The following is an 18661-nucleotide window of genomic DNA, read 5'->3' on the forward strand; positions in this document are numbered from 1 at the left end:
CTTTAATTACCCCTAGTAGAGGTTACCTAATACTTGTTTTATAGCTTATGGTCTTGGAATAAAGCCTATTGCCTCATAAACCGATGCCAAAACTTGACTTGCGTGAGCCGATGCTTTTTCAGCACCATTTTTCATCACTTGCTCTAAGAAGACTTGATCTTCTCGGTATTGATGGAATTTAGTTTGTATTGGCTCTAATAAAGAAACTACCGCTTCAGCAACATCACCTTTTAAATGGCCATACATTTTATCTTCATATTCAGGCACTAAATCAGCTACCGTGCGACCTGTTGCACAAGAAAGTAAAGACAGTAAATTTGATACACCTGGCTTCTCTGCTGTATCGAAATAAATGCGAGCCTGTTCGTCTGAATCAGTAACAGCACGTTTAATTTTTTTAGCGATTTTCTTAGGGTCTTCTAATAATCCAATAAAGTTACCTGGATTAGTGTCTGACTTAGACATTTTCTTTGTTGGCTCTAGTAAGCTCATAACACGAGCACCATGCTCAGGAATATATGGATCAGGTACGGTGAAAATATCACCATATAAATTATTAAAGCGTGTCGCTATGTCTCGCGCTAATTCCAAATGCTGTTTTTGGTCATCGCCAACGGGCACTCGGTCAGCTTTGTAAAGTAAGATATCAGCTGCCATTAAAACAGGATAAGTAAATAAACCAGAGTTCATGTTAGCTTCTGATTTTTGTGACTTATCTTTGTATTGAGTCATGCGGTTTAGCTCACCCATTTGCGTGTAACAATTTAACACCCAACTTAGCTGTGCATGCTCAGGAACATGTGACTGAATAAAAATAGTACTTTGCTCAGGGTTAACACCACAAGCAAGATATAGCGCTAATCCATCTAATGTTGCTTTACGTAAATCAGCAGCGTCAGGACGAACGGTGATAGCATGTTGATCAACCAACATGTAATAACATTCATGAGTGCTTTGCATATCAACCCATTGCTTCAATGCACCCAAATAATTCCCTATGGTTAACTCACCAGATGGCTGACAACCACTTAATACAATAGGTTTACTACTCATTGTTCTATACCTTTCATTTGATAATTTTTTACTATTTTACTTTTGAAAGCGCTAAACGCATTTCGTCTATCGCTTGCTTATAATCTGTTTGTGAAAATATAGCTGAGCCTGCAACAAACATATCTGCTCCTGCTTCAGCAATTTCTTTAATGTTATTGGCTTTCACGCCACCATCAACTTGTAACCTAATATCACGACCACTTTGTTTAATCTTCTCTTTTACTAGACGTAATTTATCTAACGTTGTTGGAATGAAAGATTGACCACCAAAACCTGGATTCACTGACATCAGTAAAATGACATCAAGTTTATCCATGACAAAATCTAAACAGTGTAAGGGTGTCGCAGGGTTTAAAACTAAACCTGCTTTACAGCCATGATCTTTTATTAGCTGTAACGTGCGATCTATATGATCGCTTGCTTCAGGATGAAAAGTAATAATGTCTGCACCCGCTTTGGCAAAGTCTGGAATGAGGCTATCAACCGGTTTCACCATTAAATGAACATCAATAGGTGCTGTAATACCGTAGTCTCTTAATGACTGACATACCATAGGTCCAAAAGTTAAGTTAGGTACAAAATGATTATCCATAACATCAAAATGAATAACATCAGCGCCCGCTGATAATACTTTTGCGACATCATCACCTAAGCGAGCAAAATCTGCCGATAATATAGATGGAGCGATAAGATAAGAAGACATAATTAAAATTACCTTAGAAATTAGTGGCGCTATTATACCCAAGTAAGCATTAAATGCGAGTAACAGCGTACAAGCTCACAAATACAAACATTAGACTGCACCTGACTTTTATTTCCCTAAACTTTTTGCACTTTTTAAGTTCAACGTGCTAATTATCGCACCAAAATTGTACATTTCATGTGTAGAAATATAGAGTAAAACATCAAGCAACAACAATTAAACTACTGTTTATTATAACAAAAAATCATAATCTTTATTGGTATTCTGCATCGGCACCAACATTGCAATCTGTATAAATAGCGCACTTTTAAACTAAGCTAGTCACATTAGCTCAATTAACATTTTAAAATAATAAAGGAAAAATCATGAAAAACATTTTAACTACCATCGCACTATCAACTGCTCTATCTGCAGCGGTATCGACTAACGCTTTTGCTGTAGAAGGGTTGTCTGCGAATGTAGCAGCTACATCAAACTACTTATGGCGTGGTCTTGAGCAAACTGACGGTAAAGCAGCGGTTTCAGGTGGGATTGATTATGCTGCAGACAGCGGTTTTTATGTAGGCACATGGGCTTCAACAGCTAATTGGGCTGAAGGTATGACATATGAGTTAGATTTATATGGTGGTTTTTCTAACGCTATTAACGATGACTTATCCTACGATGTAGGGTTTATATATTTTGCTTATCCTGATGAAACCTCTGGTGATGCTGATTTTTCAGAAATTTACGGTAGCCTTTCATATAAAGCATTAACTGTAGGTGTAGCGGTTTTAACTTCTGGTGAAGGCGCAGATGCTGGTGATACGATATATGCTAACGCTGATTATTCGATAGACCTGGGAAATGAAGCAGATATTACGCTGCATATCGGTTCATATTCTGGCGATTGGCTAGCAGATGACAGTATTGACTACAGTGTTTCATTAAATAAAGCTGGTTTCACTTTTGGCGCTTCTGCAACAGATCTAGATGGCGCAGCAGGCGATGTCAAAGTCTTTGTCGCATACAGCCTAGATATTGATTTATAAGACTAAAAAGAGCAAAAAATTCCTTTAAGACATAAAGATAATTCTTTGTTACAATACAGGCATACCTCTGTAAACTTTAACTAGGATATGCTCATGTCAAAAGGGACTAAGACAAAGAACATCATCAAGATAATGAGGCGTTACTTTTGGTTTGCCTCATTTAGTATTGTTATACTACTTTCAAGTTATCAGTTATCCAATCAAGATAACATCACGGTGAATAATAGTGATGCATGTTTAAATTTGACATCAAGTTTGCCAATGAACCATTATCAGCACCCATGCCATAAAGTAACTCCTGCTAATCATAGTTGGTTATCATGGTTTTCTGGTGACAGTCAATCAGCTCAGCTGCATATGCTAGATTTGATCGAATTAATTCACTACAGCTTTGATTAGTCATCATGCTAAGTGTCATTAAAAGTATTTTAGCGGCATTTATTGGTGTACAAAGTAACCAAAACCGACAGAAAGATTTCACTCAAGGGAAAGCAAGTCATTTTGTTATTGCTGGAATAATTGGTGTTGCGGTATTTATTGCTTTGCTAATACTTATTGTCAATTTAGTATTAAGTGCAGCTTAGCCTAGAGCATGAAGTTATTATTTGTACAACGCCAATACTTCTTGCACTTTAATTCTGCCTTTACCTTTTTGACTAATTGAACGCTGTACTTGAAATAAAGAGCGTTTGTCAGCCTTATGATACAAAGCTTTAGTAAAATCGACATAATGGTTAGATATTAGGGTTGGCACGCCTAATTTCTTTGCATTTTCTGCACAAACAACAAGTCTTTTTTGATCATCATCGGTAAACGTATTACCTGCATAAGCGGTGAAGCTTGATGTTGGATTTATAGGTGAATATGGCGGATCACAATATATAACATCATCTGCGCGCATTTGAGAAAAAGCCATATCGAAATCACCTTGAATAAAAGTAGCTTTCTTTGCTTTTTCTGCAAAGAACTCTAACTCAACTTTAGGGAAATAAGGGTGCTTATATCGACCAAATGGAACATTATAACCGCCACTTTTATTGTATCTACAAAGACCATTATAACCATGCCTATTTAAATATAAAAAGATAACAGCACGATCATAAGGATTGTTTGATGCATTAAATTTAGCCCGATATTCGTAATATTTTTCAGCTTGATTGTTTTCTTTTACAAATAATTTTTTCGCGTCTGCTATAAAAGTTTTGGGTTTTGTTTTGATGATATTGAACAAAGCAATAAGATCTTTATTCATATCAACCAAAAGGTACTCGTCAAAATCTAAATTGAGAAAGACAGAGCCACCACCAACAAAAGGTTCAACTAAACGTTTCTTACCTTTAACGGGGAGTAGTTTTTGTATATCGCCAATAACTCGTTTTTTGCCGCCTGCCCATTTCAAGGGAGACCTTATATTAGTTTGCAATAACTCTTTACTCACTGTAGACCCTATTGCTATTGATACGATGCTATCGGCTTAATATTTTTGGAAAATAGCAGATTATTTTTACACGTAGATCTTAGCAGGAATAAGGCGTATAAGTCTAATACCATATCAGGCATTTTAAAATGATATTATTGTATATTCAAAAGCAGTTATAAATTTAACGAAAACATCTTTCTTTAAAGCTTATTTACTTGAGATAAGCTAACTGTTTCAATTTCTTCCTTAACGGTCTTGATTGGTTTTATCCATGGACGTCTTTCTTTCAATACCTCAGGTAATACAGCAAAGGCTTTTATTGCGTCATCTCGACTAGAGTATGCTTTAGAGGTTACAACAATAAGCTTATTATCATTAAGAGAGCGTTGATAGCTATAAAGCTCTTGTAATGAGCTAGTTGATATAAAGCTTTCCCATAAATCAGTTTTTGAAAACCCTGCTATTTGAATGACATAGCCTGTATCTTGGCTTAAATAATATTGCTCATCAAAAGAACTTTCAGTCTGTTGTATTATCACCTTTTGCATAGGTGTAGCTTCTTTTAAGTTTAACGCGTTTACAATATCTGCAGTTTCTGCAGTTATTACTTTTTCATTAATATTTTCTGCTTGGATTATTGCGTTGTATATCTCTGCTGCTGATGCATTGATAACAGTAGCTATCACCGGTTTTTCAATGACTTTAACAGCTTTCTTTTCTCTATTTGCTTGCTTTTGTGTGCTTTTCGATAAGGTGCTTACTTTTTTATCATCTTTTTCTTGTATAACAGGGAGGGGGTTTACTAACTCCTCTGTGTTTTTTGCCTTTGCTAAATAACTAAATGTAGAGGTATCAAAGTTTGACAGAAAGTAATATGTTGCAACAGAGATTAACGATATCACCGTCACAAGTATAATCAGCAAATTATATTTATGACCATTATTTTCTTTAACTTGTGATTTAATTTTGCTACTAGACAAACTAATTAACTGACCTGTTTGCCCCTCGATTACACTTAACTTACCTTTAAAAAGAGATTTATTAGTTTTAACTTCTTCTGCTGCTGTTTTTGCTCCAAAAAGTACAACATCAATTGAAAGGTTGGTTTTACTGTGAACAGCGACCAATTGCGCTAATTCATACTTTAATTGTAAAGAGAGCGATTGCGCATGTTCGATAACAATAGTAATAGCTTGTTGTCGTTCTTTTGCTAATTTAGTGACACTTACTACTAATGATTGCTCAGGATCGAACAATGTATTTGAAAAAAGCTGTTCTATTATTCGACAACGCATTTGTATGTCATTTAATTTTGTCGAAGCAGATAAGTAAGCAACATTTCGCGGCGATATAGCGTTATCTTTTTGATCTAACGAGCCAAGATATTGACTCGCCAATGCAGTATATTGATGAGCGTTTTCATCAACCACAAGTATTAAATGCTTAGAGAAACGCAAGATATAATCGACTCTTGCGTTGACACTTATGGTAGTTACGTCGTTTGGTTGAATAGATTGTAAATCAATTGCTGTTGCACTCATTTTCATTCCAAAACATAGAATCGCAATATTATGGCGATTTAATTATTAAAGAATTTGTTGAAGTGTCTCTTGCATTATATCACTGCGCATTTCTGACTGACCAATTGCAGTTGGCACAATAAACCTTAATTGACCTGCAATATTTTTCTTGTCACGCTTCATGTGTTTGATAAATTCATCAAACCCCATATTTTCTGGTGCGACTAACGGTAAATCAAAAGCTTTCAATAGCTTTTCTATTCGACATAAATCTGACACTTCAATCAAATCCATTGCTACTGCAAGCTTAGCAGCAAGGACCATGCCAGTAGCAACAGCTTCACCGTGCAACCACTTTCCATAACCTTGCTCTGCTTCAATAGCATGTCCAAAGGTATGACCTAAATTTAATAGCGCTCTAACACCCGATTCAGTTTCGTCTGCAGCCACGATATCTGCTTTACATTGGCAACATTTTTGAATCATGTAGGTTAATATTTTTTCATCATTTGCCTTGATATCCTCAATATGAGTTTCAAGCCATTCAAAAAATGATTTATCGCCGAGAATGCCATATTTGATGACTTCTGCAATACCGGCATTAAATTCACGTTCAGGAAGAGTTTTTAGCGTATCTATATCTATGATAACGGCTTTAGGTTGATAAAAAGCACCAATCATATTTTTCCCTAAAGGATGATTAACTGCTGTTTTGCCACCTACGGATGAATCCACTTGAGATAACACTGTTGTTGGTACTTGAATAAAATCAATACCTCGTTGATAACACGCTGCAGCAAAGCCTGTGATGTCACCAATAACACCGCCACCCAATGCAATTAAGCTTGTATCTCTACCATGCTCATTTGCTAATAAGTGTGTCATTATTTTTTCGAAATTTGCTAAGCTTTTTTCAGCTTCGCCATCAGGTAAGATAACCTCATCGACATTGAAGCTAGTCAACTGAGACTTTAATTTATCGAGATATAATGGTGCTACTACATCATTAGTAACAACACATACTCGTTTTCCACGAATATGTGTTTCAAATAGGCTACTGGTTTCTAATAAACCAGTATCTATATATATTGGGTAGCTTCGAGAACCAAGATCTAAATTGAGGGTTGCCATATGCTTTTAACCGTACATAAATATAGAAAGGAAGATTAAAAGTCTAATCGCTCAATTATTTTATGGGCAACCACTTTAGCACTTTGATCATCTGTTTTTACAATAATATCAGCAATCTCTTCATACAAAGGATTACGTTCAACAGCTAAGTTTTCTAAAACAGTACGTGGCTCTTCTGAGGTTTGCAATAATGGACGGCGGCGATCACGCTGCGTACGGGCAACTTGTTTGTCAATTGTTGTCTCTAGATAAACAACAATACCTCTAGCTGATAATCGATTACGAACTTGAGTACTGATTACTGAACCACCACCAGTGGCTAAGACAATACCTTGTCTTTCGCTTAAGTCCTCAATAACAGTCTCTTCTCTTTTACGAAAACCTTCTTCACCTTCAAGATCGAAAACCCATGCAATGTCAGCACCTGTGCGGCGCTCTATCTCTTGATCAGAATCAAAAAATTCTAGGTGAAGTCTATCGGCTAATTCACGACCAATTGTACTTTTACCTGCACCCATTGGTCCTATTAGGAAAATATTACGTTTTTCTGCCATTAGATTTACTTAATACTCGTTAGTTAACAGTCAGGTCAAAAGCACAGATAACTGCTCTTAATACAGCTTTTGACGTTATAGAGGTCTCCCCCAAAATTTCAAGGGCGTAATTATCGCAATTGTTGGCTATAAAATGCAAGCACCATTATTGCTAAGTAATAAAAAAGCTCGCTACTTAGCAATAATGGTGTTTTATATCGATTAGAAATGTTCTGTTACTATTCGAGGAGTAACAAAGATAAGCAGTTCTTTTTTCTCATTTAATTGGCTAGTATTTCTGAATGCCCAACCAACATATGGAATATCACCTAATACGGGAATTTTAGAGACGGTACTGATAATTGCTTGTTGATATATACCACCTAAGACAATTGTTTCACCATTACTAACCAATACTTGAGTACCAATACGCTGTGTATCAATTGCAGGCGCTAAACCATTTTTAATTTCTGAAACGGTATCTTGGGTTACGATTAAATCTAAAATGATTTTATCATCAGGTGTGATGTGTGGCGTTACCGTTAAGCTTAATACTGCCTTTTTAAATTGTGTTGCTGTTGCGCCACTTGAAGCCGCCTCTTGATACGGAAGCTCTACCCCTTGCTCAATATAAGCTTCCTTTTGATTAGCTGTTGTAATACGTGGACTTGCAATAACTTCACCTTTATTTTCCTTTTCCATCGCAGAAAGCTCAAGATCAAGAATGGTTCCGTTCGCTAATCTTGCTACTTGGAAGGCTATCGTTCCAGCTGCACCTGCTACCGGTAAATTCACATTCATGCCATCTGCAATCTTCGGTACAACACCTTGTCCTATGTCAGCTTCTTTATAAGCTCTTGTTCCATTTGCACTACTCGCCCCCTCAATAGTACCAGACGTGGCATATTCACCATCGGTGTTTGTTATACCCCAGCGAATACCTAACTCTTCATTTAAGTTATCTTTAACCGTTACCATACGCGCTTCAATGATGACTTGACGTACTGGAATATCTAAAATATTGACCATACGTTTAATATCTTCAATACTTTTTGCCGTATCTCTTATTAATAACGTATTCGTACGTTCATCAACTGAAACACTTCCTCGAGGAGATAAAATACTCGTATCTTCATTTTTAATAAGGTCGGCAAATTCAGTTGCTTTTGCGTAATTGATTTGTACATATTCAGAATATAAAGGAGCTAATTCTTCAACTTGCTGCTGAGCTTGTAACGTTTGTGCTTCACGTGCAGCTAATTCATCGCTTGGGGCAACCATTAAAATATTGCCTTGCATGCGTTTATCTAAGCCCTTTACTTTTAATATTATACTTAGCGCTTGATCCCAAGGTACCCCGTCTAAACGAAGTGTAATGTTACCCGTTACCGTATCACTTGTTATTAAATTAAACTCATTATAGTCAGCGATAATTTGTAGCACTGTTCTTACAGGTATATCTTGAAAATTAAGTGAGATGCTACGACCATTAAAATCATCAGTCTCACCTAAATAGGTAGGCGGCTTTTCTGCCATTTCCTTAACGGTAAGTACAAGTAAATTTTCATCTTGTTTATGAGAAAATTCAAATTTTGTTGATACATCGATAACTAACTTGGCATTTCGACCATCTTTAAAAGTTTCTATACCCGTTACTATTGTACCAAAGTCAGTAACATCTAATTTGTACAATAAGTCATCTGGAATTTCAGTATTATGAAATTCTACGTTAATTTTTCCTAATTTGTCATGAACATCAACAGCTAGAGTACTATCATCTAAATAAACTAACACTTGACCTTCATCATTTTCATTCAGTCTAAAATCAATCGAGCTTACATTATTAATGAAGTCTTCACCTGCGGGGCTTAAAGTCTCAACTGTTTTAGCTGAATCACCATAATTGAATGTGATAGCAAAATCTTTGTCGTTTAACGCAACATCAAAAACAGAAAGTTTCTCTAAATTTATTTTTGCGACAACATTGCCGCGAGTTGAGTCTAACTTGATATCTTTAACACCAGCATGATTAACTAGCGTTTCTTTGAAATTCTCATCAAATGAAATCGCATCAAAACTGACGTCAACAAGCGCAGGGTTCATTGAAGTTTTTACTTCAGGTAAATCTGAGATAGGTTCTGAAAATGAAAAAACTAGTTCAATTTGATCACTTTGAATAGTGTTATATGAAATTTTCACCAATTCATTAGTGTGTTCTTCTGCAGCACTCGCCATAGGTACAGCAATAATTGCAGCAACTAATACGACCATGGTAAACCAGAGTTCTCTAACTGCAGTAAAGCTTTTATAATTTTTTGTTCGATTAAATAGCATTATTATGTCCTTTACTTATTTGGCTCTGATTTTACAAGTTTCAATTCGGCTGCTCGTTCAACCCAACACCCAGCACCATCAGGTGATAATTCAATTATTTTCACTGTTTTTGCATCCACTTCTGTAATTCTGCCATTATACAACCCAAGATAATTCCCAATTGCTACTCTATGTAATGTTAAATCTGATGCCTCAACTAGCGCAAACAGAGCGCCAGAGTCACCCATGGTGCCGCGCATAGTCAGATCAGATAGAGAATATTTTTCTAAAGGTTGCTTTCTTCTTCTAACATCAGGGCTTAAACAACCTGACATTTGTTGCATTTTTTGTTGAATAATTTCAGCTTTTGGCAAAACAAATGGGCTTCTTAAATCATCTGCAGAATATTCAATGTGATTAAAAGGTTTCACTTCCGGCATTGGTTCGATATAACTAGTCGTCGTTGCCTTTACCTGCTCCATATGCGCTTTAATTTCACTGGTATCATCAAAGCAACCAGATAGTACAATCAAACTCAAGGCAGGGATAGCTTTATAAGTAAATAGTTTCATTATTGGGCACCCCCTTCTTCCTTGCTAATATCCTCTTGATAACGATAAGTTTTCGCTTGTAATTTCAAATTCAGAGTCTCGTTATCAGATTCTGCAATATTGATTTTAAAGTCGTGCAGTGTAACGATACGGGGTAGACCAGCTATCTTACTTACGAACTGCCCAAAAGAATGATATGGGCCGATAACTTCGATATCTATTGGCAATTCAATATAAATTTCTTTACTTATTTCAGGCTGCCATTCTAATTTAACAAAGTCTAACCCGCTTGTTGTGCCAATAAAGGTTATGTCATCTAACAGACCTGGTGTTTCATGACTATTTGGCAGACTACGCAATTGATTAGCAAAAGTGTCTTCAGCTTCAACCATTTGTGCTCTAAACAAGTCTAAATTTGCTGCAATGTGATACTTTGTTCTGTAAGAGTCTTTTAATGTGACTTCTTCCTGAAATGATCTATCTAAACGAGACATTTTATCTTTAATAATTCCGAAGTAGCCTAAAAAGGCGACGGCTACCGCTAAAAAGATTGCCAACACTAATTTCGCTGCTGCTGGCCACTGGCCAATATTATCTAACTCTAGATCATTAAACTGTGATGCATCAAACTTCATCGCACCCTCCCTCTATCTTAAGTACTTTAGGGAAATTAAATAATGCCATCGTTAACTTCCTCCTTGAGTAGTACTTGCTAATACTGCATTAGGGTCATTGACCAAGCCTTTAATCTTAACTTTCATTTTAAATTGACTTAGTAACTTAGGAGAGCCATCGTCTGCGGTAATCGACTCTGGTGTTGCATCTGCAAACAGGTCTGACAATTCAATTGCCCTAATCATATTCGCTAGATGATTGTTAGATTCACTTTTACCAACTAACTGAAGTGTATTACCTTGCTTCTCTAATTCAATAATATAGATTCCATTAGGAATGATTTTAGCTATTTCATCTAGAACTTGAGTACCTACATTTCGACTGCGTTGTAACTGCTCAATTACATCAATACGTTTTTGTAGCGCTGCTTTTTTATCATTTAACGTTCGTATTTCAGCAATTTGTATATCAAGTTGGGCTATTTCATTTTTTAGATATTGGTTTTTACTATTCTGACCATCTATTCTAGCTTGGTAATAAAAATTTACGATTAATACGAACAAAAGAGCCATAGTGCCTACTGCGGCAAGAATAGTAAAATATGCTTTTTGCTGTGCCTTGAGCGCTGCTTCACGCCAAGGAAGCAGGTTTATATGTGCCATGGCGTAAAACTCCTTAAAGCCAGTCCTGTTGCTACCATTAATTGTGGTGCAACGTTTGAAAGCTCAGAACTATTTATAGAGCTAGATAGATTCATATCATTGAACGGGTTTGCAATTACAGTATGAACCCCAAGCTCTTCAGATAACAATGACTCCACACCTTCTAGTGAGGCGGTACCACCAGAAATGAGAAGATAATCAACTTTTTCTTGCCCACTCGTTGTTAAAAACATTTGAATAGCTCGACGAATCTGTTGCATTAAGACCGTATGAAATGGAGCTAATACCTCAAAAGTATAGTTTGGTGGTAACTCATTTGATAATTTAGCCTGCTCAGCATCATCGAAAGATTTGTTATAGTAAGAAACTATTGAGCGAGTATATTGTTCGCCACCAAACATTTGATCTCGACTATATATATGTTTACCTGCATTTGTGGCTGAGAATAATGTTACCGTTGCGCCAATATCTACAATGGCAACAACCTTATCTTTGGCGTCATCGGGTAAAAGTGGTAAACATAAATCATAAGACCTGCCAACGGCATAAGACTCTACATCAATAACTTTGGCAGTAAAGTCGCCAGCATCTAAAGCGGCAACCCTTGCTTGAATTGATTCTGTGCGAGCAGCACTGAGTAAAACATTCATTTTACTGGGATCAGATTCATTAACATCAAGCGATTCAAAATCTAAACTTACTTCATCAAGCGGATAAGGAATTAAGCTGTCTGCCTCTACTTCTATTTGACTTTCTAATTCTTCTTCAGAAAGAGATACATCCATATAAATAACTTTGGTAATAACAGTTTGACCAGAAACAGCAGCAGCAGCGTCAGTTGCTTTACTAGATATTCTTTTTCTAATTTTTTCTATTACTGTGCCTACAGCTTCAATATCTTGAATTTCACGATCTATTACTGCACCACGTGACATTGGTTCAATAGCGTAATCTTCAAGAATATATCCATCAGCCCCTTGACTCAGTAAAACAGCTTTTACTGAATGGGAACCGATATCGATTCCTACCATCATTGGGATTTTCTTTTTCCATAAATTGTCTAGCATAACAGCCCACAAATTTTGTTTTTCTAATTATTTTAGTCGCAAAATGCGCATAAATACATTTATTACATGCTTTTACACGATATACTAGCATTATCTTACATTTTTACCCAAATTTTGAGTTTTATTTTGTTTACACTTAAGAATTTATTAAAAATCAGTTTAATACTAGTAATTTTACTCTTTATTTCTATCTTTGCGTTGTATATCAATATGCGCGATCAATTGCCCAATGTAAACTCTTTAAAAGACGTGAATTGGCAAACTCCTATGCAGATTTATAGTCAAGAAGGATTATTGATCTCTCAGTTTGGTGAAAAAAAACGCATACCACTAACATTAGAAGAAATCCCTCAACAATTAATTGATGCTTTATTAGCCACTGAAGATGATCGCTTTTACTTGCATTTTGGCGTAGACCCTATTGGTATGGGGCGAGCTGTTCTTGGTCAATTAATGGGACAAAATAAAGGGGGTGCTAGTACTATTACCATGCAAGTTGCTCGTAATTTTTTCCTTACTCGAGAACAAACCTATATACGTAAACTAAGAGAGATCTTTTTATCTTTTCATATTGAAAGCTTATTAACCAAAGATGAAATTCTTATGTTATATATCAATAAGATTGCCTTAGGTCATCGTACATTTGGTTTTGCAGCAGCCGCACAAGTTTATTATGGAAAAACACTTAATGAATTAACACTAGCTCAAATAGCGGTGCTTGCCGGCCTTCCAAAAGCCCCTTCTACTTTAAACCCTATTCGCTCTCCAGAACGAGCTAAAGCGCGTCGTGCGGTAGTTTTACAACGCATGTTAGTCAGTGGTTACATAACTGAAGATGACTATTTATCAGCAAAGAATGCGCCTATAACAGGAAAAAAACATGGTGCTGAAATTCAATTAAGTGCTCCTTATGTCGCTGAAATGGCTCACCAAAAGATGATCGAACGCTATGGTGCCGAACAAGCCTATACTAACGGCTATAAAGTTTTTACCACCGTTTCCGCTAATCTACAACAAGCTGCAGAAAACGCTGTAACCAATAATTTATTAAATTATGATCAACGCCACGGATACCGTGGTCCTTTGTTATCACTTCGACCAAAAAATGAAATAAAAAATAGCACGCAAGATAATGCCACTGACTTAACAAATAATTCAGTTCCGCTATCTGAAATCGAAATTAATGAGGCGTTATCTTCAATTACCTCTTATCAACACTTGCAGCCAGCAGTGGTTACTGATGTGGCAGAGCAGTCTATACAAGTAACACTTAAAAATATGGAAACGGCTTACATTGGTTGGGAAGGCTTAAGCTGGGCTCGAAAATATATTAGCGATCAAAAACAAGATCTACCGCCAACAAAGGCAAGTGATATTCTCCAATACGGTGACGTTATTTTTGTTGAAGAGACGGAAACTGATGGTCTTAAGTTAAGTCAGCTACCTCAAGCTAGTGCTGCTATGGTATCACTATCACCTGATAATGGTGCTATTAAAGCCGCTGTAGGTGGGTTTAGTTTTAAGCAAAGTCAATTTAATCGTGTTACACAAGCTAAAAGGCAAGTAGGTTCTAATATCAAACCTTTTATTTATTCTGCGGCATTGGAACATGGATATACCTTAGCTTCTTTAGTCAACGATGCACCTATTAATCAATGGGATAAAAGTGCGGGTATTGCTTGGCGCCCTAAGAACTCACCTGACACATATGCTGGACCGATGCGAGTTAGACTTGCCTTAGCGAGATCAAAAAATGTTGTGGCTGTTCGGTTATTAAAAAGTGTTGGCCTTGATAATATTATCAACCACCTTTCATCTTTTGGTTTTAGCCCTGATGAACTGCCACGAAATGAATCTCTAGCCTTGGGCTCTGCCTCATTAACGCCATTGGAAGTCGTTACAGGCTTTGCTGCTTTTGCAAATGGCGGCTTCTTAATTGAACCTTTCTTAATTGATCGTATTGAAAACACTGACGGTGAAGTGATATACCAATCTAATCCTGCCATGGCATGCGATCCTTGTACAACTTCTGAGCCTGAGATAGTTGAAGATAACCAAATTGAGAACTCACTTGTTAATAACGTTATTGAAAATGAAACTAATCAGCAACTAAAACCGACTCAACTAAAATCTGCACCAAGAGCAATTAGTGAACAAAATGCTTTCTTAATTGCTGATGCCCTTAATACTGCAATTTGGGGAGCTGATTGGTCAACTGCTGATGGTTGGCAAGGTACCGGTTGGCGAGCTAGAACATTAAAAAGAAGAGATATCGCAGGAAAAACCGGTACAACCAATGAGGCCAAAGATGCTTGGTTCTCAGGCTTTAGCAAGCATGTTGTTACCACATCGTGGATTGGTTTTGATGATCCAAGTCGAAATTTAGGTTACACGGTTTATAATAATAATTTAGGGAAGAACCAAATTACTGGTAATGAATTTGGTGCAAAATCAGCCCAACCTGCTTGGATAGATTACATGAAAGTAGCCCTTGCTGATCAACCCATTGAGGTTATCACTCCTCCTGCTGAAATAGTCTCTGTCCGTATAGATAAAGAAACAGGCAAACTAACAAATGCGATTAATAAAACCAGTCAATTTGAGTATTTTAAACTTGGTACCGCCCCCACTGAATATGTGAGCCAAGATAATAGTGGCGTTATTTTAGATGGGGAAGGCAGTAAAGAAACTGATATCTTTTAACCTACCTTACCTTAATTCTAGCAGGGGTTATTTCTTAAGCATGCAACCCCTGTTATGTAAAAAAATACTTTACTAAATTGATTTACTAAATATCTTTCATGAAGATTTTTGAATTACGCTGTATGTTGTACATTTGTTGTTTATCTTTTGGTAAAGCCGACATAGGTTGGTGGATAAAACCTTGCTCTTGAAACCAATGCGCGCTAACAGTCGTTAGCACAAAGAGTTTTTTCAACTGGTTTTCTTTAGCTTTTGTTTCTACTTCATTCAGTAATCTTAATGCACGATTTCCACCACGGTAATCCTGATGAGTAACAACACAAGCAAGTTCTCCACATTGTGCTTCAGTGTAAGGGTATAAAGCTGCACAAGCGATGATGACATCTTCTTTTTCAATAACAATAAATTGGCTAATTTCCATTTCTAGTAGTTCTCTAGAACGTTTGACCAAAATACCTTCTTCTTCCATAGGCGCTATCAACTCCAGAATACCGCCCACATCATCAATAGTCGCCGTTCTTATTTGTTCTTTATGATCTTGAGCAATTAATGTACCTGAGCCATCTCGGGTAAATAATTCCTGCAATAATGCACCATCGGTCTGATAACTAACACTATGGCAACGTTCTACGCCATTTTCACCGCTTAGAATGATTGCTTTAAGCAGTAACTGCCTTATATGACAATCATTATCTTCTAATAAAGCCTTAACTCGACGAACACTGCAACTTCGAATTAAATCGCCTGTTTGGTCTAATAACCCCTCTTTATCCGTTAATGAAATAAGTTTATCAGCCTTTAACGCAATCGCAGTTTGAGCAGCAACATCTTCAAGTGCAAGATTAAACACCTCACCTGTCGGTGAATAACCTATAGGCGATAGCAATACAATAGAGCCATAATCCAACTGCATGTTGATACCAACGGAGTCTACCCTTCTCACACTACCTGTATATTTATAATCAACACCTGCTTTTACACCCATCGGCATCGCCACAACAAAGTTACCAGTACTCACTCTATTTTGAGCACCATGCATCGGTGAATTAACTAAGCCATTAGAAAGCAAAGCCTCGATATGCAATCTTAATGAGCCTGTAGCATCTTTCACGGCAACTAAGGTTTCAGCATCTGTTACTCGCACATCATTAGCAATATGTTGCGTAATTCCGCGTTGTGCCATGCGCTCCTCAATTTGAGGTCTAGCTCCATGAACAACGACCAGTTTTACACCTAAACTGCGTAGTAAGGAAATATCATGAATAATATTAGAAAAGTTAGGGTGTAAAACAGCTTCACCACCAAACATTAGCACCACCGTTTTTCCACGGTGAGCATTAATATAGGGAGCTGCATTTCTAAACCACTTAACATTATTTAAATCAGTATTATCCATGAGTTTTCTAACTTTACCTTTTCTCTTTTGAATTAATTAACCATGTAAACCATGGCTACTTCGTCTTCAGGATCTTTATGTGGACTTGGCTCACTATCCTCAATGATATTATCTGCTAGTGAGCTTTTATCGATTGAAGTAAAGCCTAGTTTTCCAAAATATTCAGGAATATAAGTCAGTACAATAATTTGTTCGAGTTCCATTTGGTGAGCAAATTCAAGTAAATATTGCACTAAGGCTTCCCCTTGCCCTTGTTTTCGCATCACTTCTTCAATAACAACCGATCTTATTTCAGCTAAACCGGTTTGGTAGATATAAAGAGAAGCACAACCAACCACAACGCCATCAACTTCGGCCACAACAAAGTTTTGAATATCATAAATAATATTGTCTCTGCTTCTAGGTAAAATCTCTCCTTGTTCAGCCCAAAAAGCAACTAGCTGTTCGATTTTATCAACATCAGACATACGTGCTCGCCTAACTGACATCGCAGCCGCTCGTTGCGCATCTAAACGTTGTTTCACCTGTTTTAAAGCAGAGTTTATTTGTTGTTTACCTGGTGCACCAACAACGTTTTCATTTAAAATATGTTCATCAGTCGTTTGGCTATTCGCTAAGGCTTTTTTCACTTGACTCTTAGATGTACCACCTAAGGCTTCACGCTTATCTAATGTCGACTCTATTGATAAATGTTGATAAACATCTTGTTCAATTTTATCGCTAAATTCTTGCAGCTGGGTCAAAGTTAAATCTTCTAATGGTAAACTTTTATCAATCGCAGCAAGCACGACTTCACCTACAATGTGATGAGCTTCCCTAAACGGAATATCTTTACTCACTAAATAATCTGCTAATTCGGTTGCATTTGCATAGCCTTGCTGAGCTGCTGCCAAGGTACGAGAGCGATTAACTTTCAAACCATCTGCTACCAATACCGCCATTTCCATGCACTCTTGCCAAGTATCAAGTGCATCAAACAGCCCTTCTTTGTCTTCTTGCATATCTTTGTTATAGGCTAAAGCCAATGCTTTCATCGTGGTTAACATACCTGATAGCGAACCAAAAACACGTCCAGCTTTACCTCTAATTAACTCACAGGCGTCAGGATTTTTTTTCTGAGGCATCAATGATGATCCAGAACTAACTAGGTCACTCATTTCTACAAAGCCAGCTTCACCTGAATTATAAAAAATTAAATCTTCAGCAAAGCGTGATAAATGCATCATTGAAATACTGGCACTGGCTAACAACTCAATAACATGATCTCTATCAGAAACCGCATCTAAGCTATTCATCGTAGCGGTTCTAAAACCTAAATTATGTGCCAAGTTATTTCTATCAATTGGGTAAGCTGTACCCGCCAAAGCACCTGAGCCTAATGGCGAAACATCTAGACGATATAGAGCATCTTTTAAACGACCAATATCACGGTTAAACATTTCGACATAAGCTAAACACCAATGTCCAAAGGTTATCGGCTGAGCACGCTGTAAATGCGTATAACCGGGCAATACGGTATCTTTTTCTCGCTCTGCAAGTTTCATCATCGCTTGTTGTAGGTTCACTAAAGCAAATAACAGTTCACCACCTGTTTCTTTACACCATAGCTTTAAATCAGTCGCAACCTGATCGTTTCTACTACGCCCAGTATGTAACTTTTTACCCAAATCACCTGTTTTCTCAATCAGTTGTATTTCAACCCAGCTATGAATATCTTCAGCATCAGACAACAAAATTTGCTGTGGGTTTTCTTCAACAGACGCTTTTAATTCCTTTAAAGCTGCCGTTAACCTAAACAGTTCATCATCGTTTAACACCCCCACATCATGAATGGCTCCAGCCCAAGCGATAGAGCCAACAATATCTTGCACGGCCATACGATAATCTACAGGTAACGAGTCATTAAATTTTTTAAATTGTAAACTCGCCTTTTCTTTAAAGCGTCCGCCCCATAATGCCATGA

17 protein-coding genes are annotated in these 18661 nt (G+C 37.0%); 4 read left to right on the forward strand and 13 right to left on the reverse strand.

Translation table 11 applies throughout. From position 1 onward, the window contains the following. Positions 1-45: 45 nt before the first annotated feature. On the reverse strand, positions 46-1053 hold the full coding sequence (gene trpS / locus D1094_RS03035; RefSeq protein ID WP_118958570.1) for a tryptophan--tRNA ligase: 1008 nt from the start codon (positions 1051-1053) through the stop codon (positions 46-48). 31 nt (positions 1054-1084) lie between these two features. Then, entirely contained in the window at positions 1085-1756 is a 672-nt protein-coding gene (gene rpe / locus D1094_RS03040) for a ribulose-phosphate 3-epimerase (RefSeq protein WP_118958571.1), read from the reverse strand. Positions 1757-2121: 365 nt separating this feature from the next. Here rpe and D1094_RS03045 point away from each other — a divergent pair, with 365 nt between their 5' ends. The 3 genes from D1094_RS03045 to D1094_RS03055 all read left to right on the forward strand — a co-directional run bounded on the left by D1094_RS03045 (position 2122) and on the right by D1094_RS03055 (position 3371). Continuing rightward, positions 2122-2787 (forward strand): TorF family putative porin, encoded by a 666-nt coding sequence (locus tag D1094_RS03045; protein WP_118958572.1) that lies wholly within the window; start codon positions 2122-2124, stop codon positions 2785-2787. A gap of 93 nt (positions 2788-2880) precedes the next feature. Further along, positions 2881-3186, forward strand: coding sequence for a hypothetical protein (locus tag D1094_RS03050; protein WP_147361048.1), 306 nt, complete (start codon positions 2881-2883; stop codon positions 3184-3186). Positions 3187-3191: 5 nt separating this feature from the next. Continuing rightward, the gene (locus D1094_RS03055; RefSeq protein ID WP_118958574.1) at positions 3192-3371 is read left to right on the forward strand and encodes a DUF2970 domain-containing protein; all 180 of its coding nucleotides are present in this window, start codon (positions 3192-3194) and stop codon (positions 3369-3371) included. Positions 3372-3388: 17 nt separating this feature from the next. Here the strand turns inward: D1094_RS03055 and D1094_RS03060 are convergent, their stop codons facing one another. From D1094_RS03060 to D1094_RS03100, 9 genes are all read right to left on the reverse strand, one after another. Then, a complete protein-coding gene (locus tag D1094_RS03060) occupies positions 3389-4225 on the reverse strand; it encodes a Dam family site-specific DNA-(adenine-N6)-methyltransferase (protein WP_259337795.1) in 837 nt (278 codons plus the stop codon). A 182-nt stretch (positions 4226-4407) separates the two neighbouring features. Continuing rightward, positions 4408-5748 (reverse strand): SPOR domain-containing protein, encoded by a 1341-nt coding sequence (locus D1094_RS03065; protein WP_118958575.1) that lies wholly within the window; start codon positions 5746-5748, stop codon positions 4408-4410. A gap of 45 nt (positions 5749-5793) precedes the next feature. Then, positions 5794-6858, reverse strand: coding sequence for a 3-dehydroquinate synthase (gene aroB, locus D1094_RS03070; RefSeq protein WP_118958576.1), 1065 nt, complete (start codon positions 6856-6858; stop codon positions 5794-5796). A gap of 35 nt (positions 6859-6893) precedes the next feature. Next, positions 6894-7412 (reverse strand): shikimate kinase AroK, encoded by a 519-nt coding sequence (gene aroK, locus D1094_RS03075; protein WP_118958577.1) that lies wholly within the window; start codon positions 7410-7412, stop codon positions 6894-6896. Between the two features lie 201 nt (positions 7413-7613). Continuing rightward, positions 7614-9662 carry a type IV pilus secretin PilQ gene (locus D1094_RS03080; RefSeq protein ID WP_404851439.1) on the reverse strand — a complete coding sequence of 683 codons (2049 nt, stop codon included), beginning with the start codon at positions 9660-9662 and terminating at the stop codon, positions 7614-7616. 74 nt (positions 9663-9736) lie between these two features. Next, positions 9737-10276 (reverse strand): pilus assembly protein PilP, encoded by a 540-nt coding sequence (locus D1094_RS03085; RefSeq protein WP_118958579.1) that lies wholly within the window; start codon positions 10274-10276, stop codon positions 9737-9739. Further along, positions 10276-10890: a type 4a pilus biogenesis protein PilO gene (locus D1094_RS03090; protein ID WP_118958580.1), complete on the reverse strand. Its 615-nt coding sequence runs from the start codon at positions 10888-10890 to the stop codon at positions 10276-10278. Before D1094_RS03090 ends, D1094_RS03085 begins: the two co-directional genes overlap by 1 nt. 51 nt (positions 10891-10941) lie before the next feature. Then, positions 10942-11532 (reverse strand): PilN domain-containing protein, encoded by a 591-nt coding sequence (locus D1094_RS03095; protein WP_118958581.1) that lies wholly within the window; start codon positions 11530-11532, stop codon positions 10942-10944. Beyond that, a complete protein-coding gene (locus D1094_RS03100) occupies positions 11520-12599 on the reverse strand; it encodes a pilus assembly protein PilM (protein ID WP_118958582.1) in 1080 nt (359 codons plus the stop codon). Before D1094_RS03100 ends, D1094_RS03095 begins: the two co-directional genes overlap by 13 nt. Before the next feature lie 126 nt (positions 12600-12725). Between D1094_RS03100 and D1094_RS03105 the strand changes: the two genes are divergently transcribed. After that, positions 12726-15302, forward strand: coding sequence for a penicillin-binding protein 1A (locus D1094_RS03105; RefSeq protein WP_118958718.1), 2577 nt, complete (start codon positions 12726-12728; stop codon positions 15300-15302). Positions 15303-15387: 85 nt separating this feature from the next. Here D1094_RS03105 and argA read toward each other — a convergent pair whose 3' ends face one another. Together argA and argH are read right to left on the reverse strand one after the other, a co-directional pair. Then, entirely contained in the window at positions 15388-16698 is a 1311-nt protein-coding gene (argA, locus tag D1094_RS03110) for an amino-acid N-acetyltransferase (protein ID WP_118958583.1), read from the reverse strand. A gap of 32 nt (positions 16699-16730) precedes the next feature. After that, complete coding sequence (gene argH / locus D1094_RS03115) at positions 16731-18659, reverse strand: argininosuccinate lyase (protein WP_118958584.1); 1929 nt, start codon at positions 18657-18659, stop codon at positions 16731-16733. Between the last annotated feature and the right edge of the window lie 2 nt (positions 18660-18661).

Source organism: Colwellia sp. RSH04 (assembly GCF_003545765.1).
GTDB lineage: Bacteria > Pseudomonadota > Gammaproteobacteria > Enterobacterales > Alteromonadaceae > Colwellia.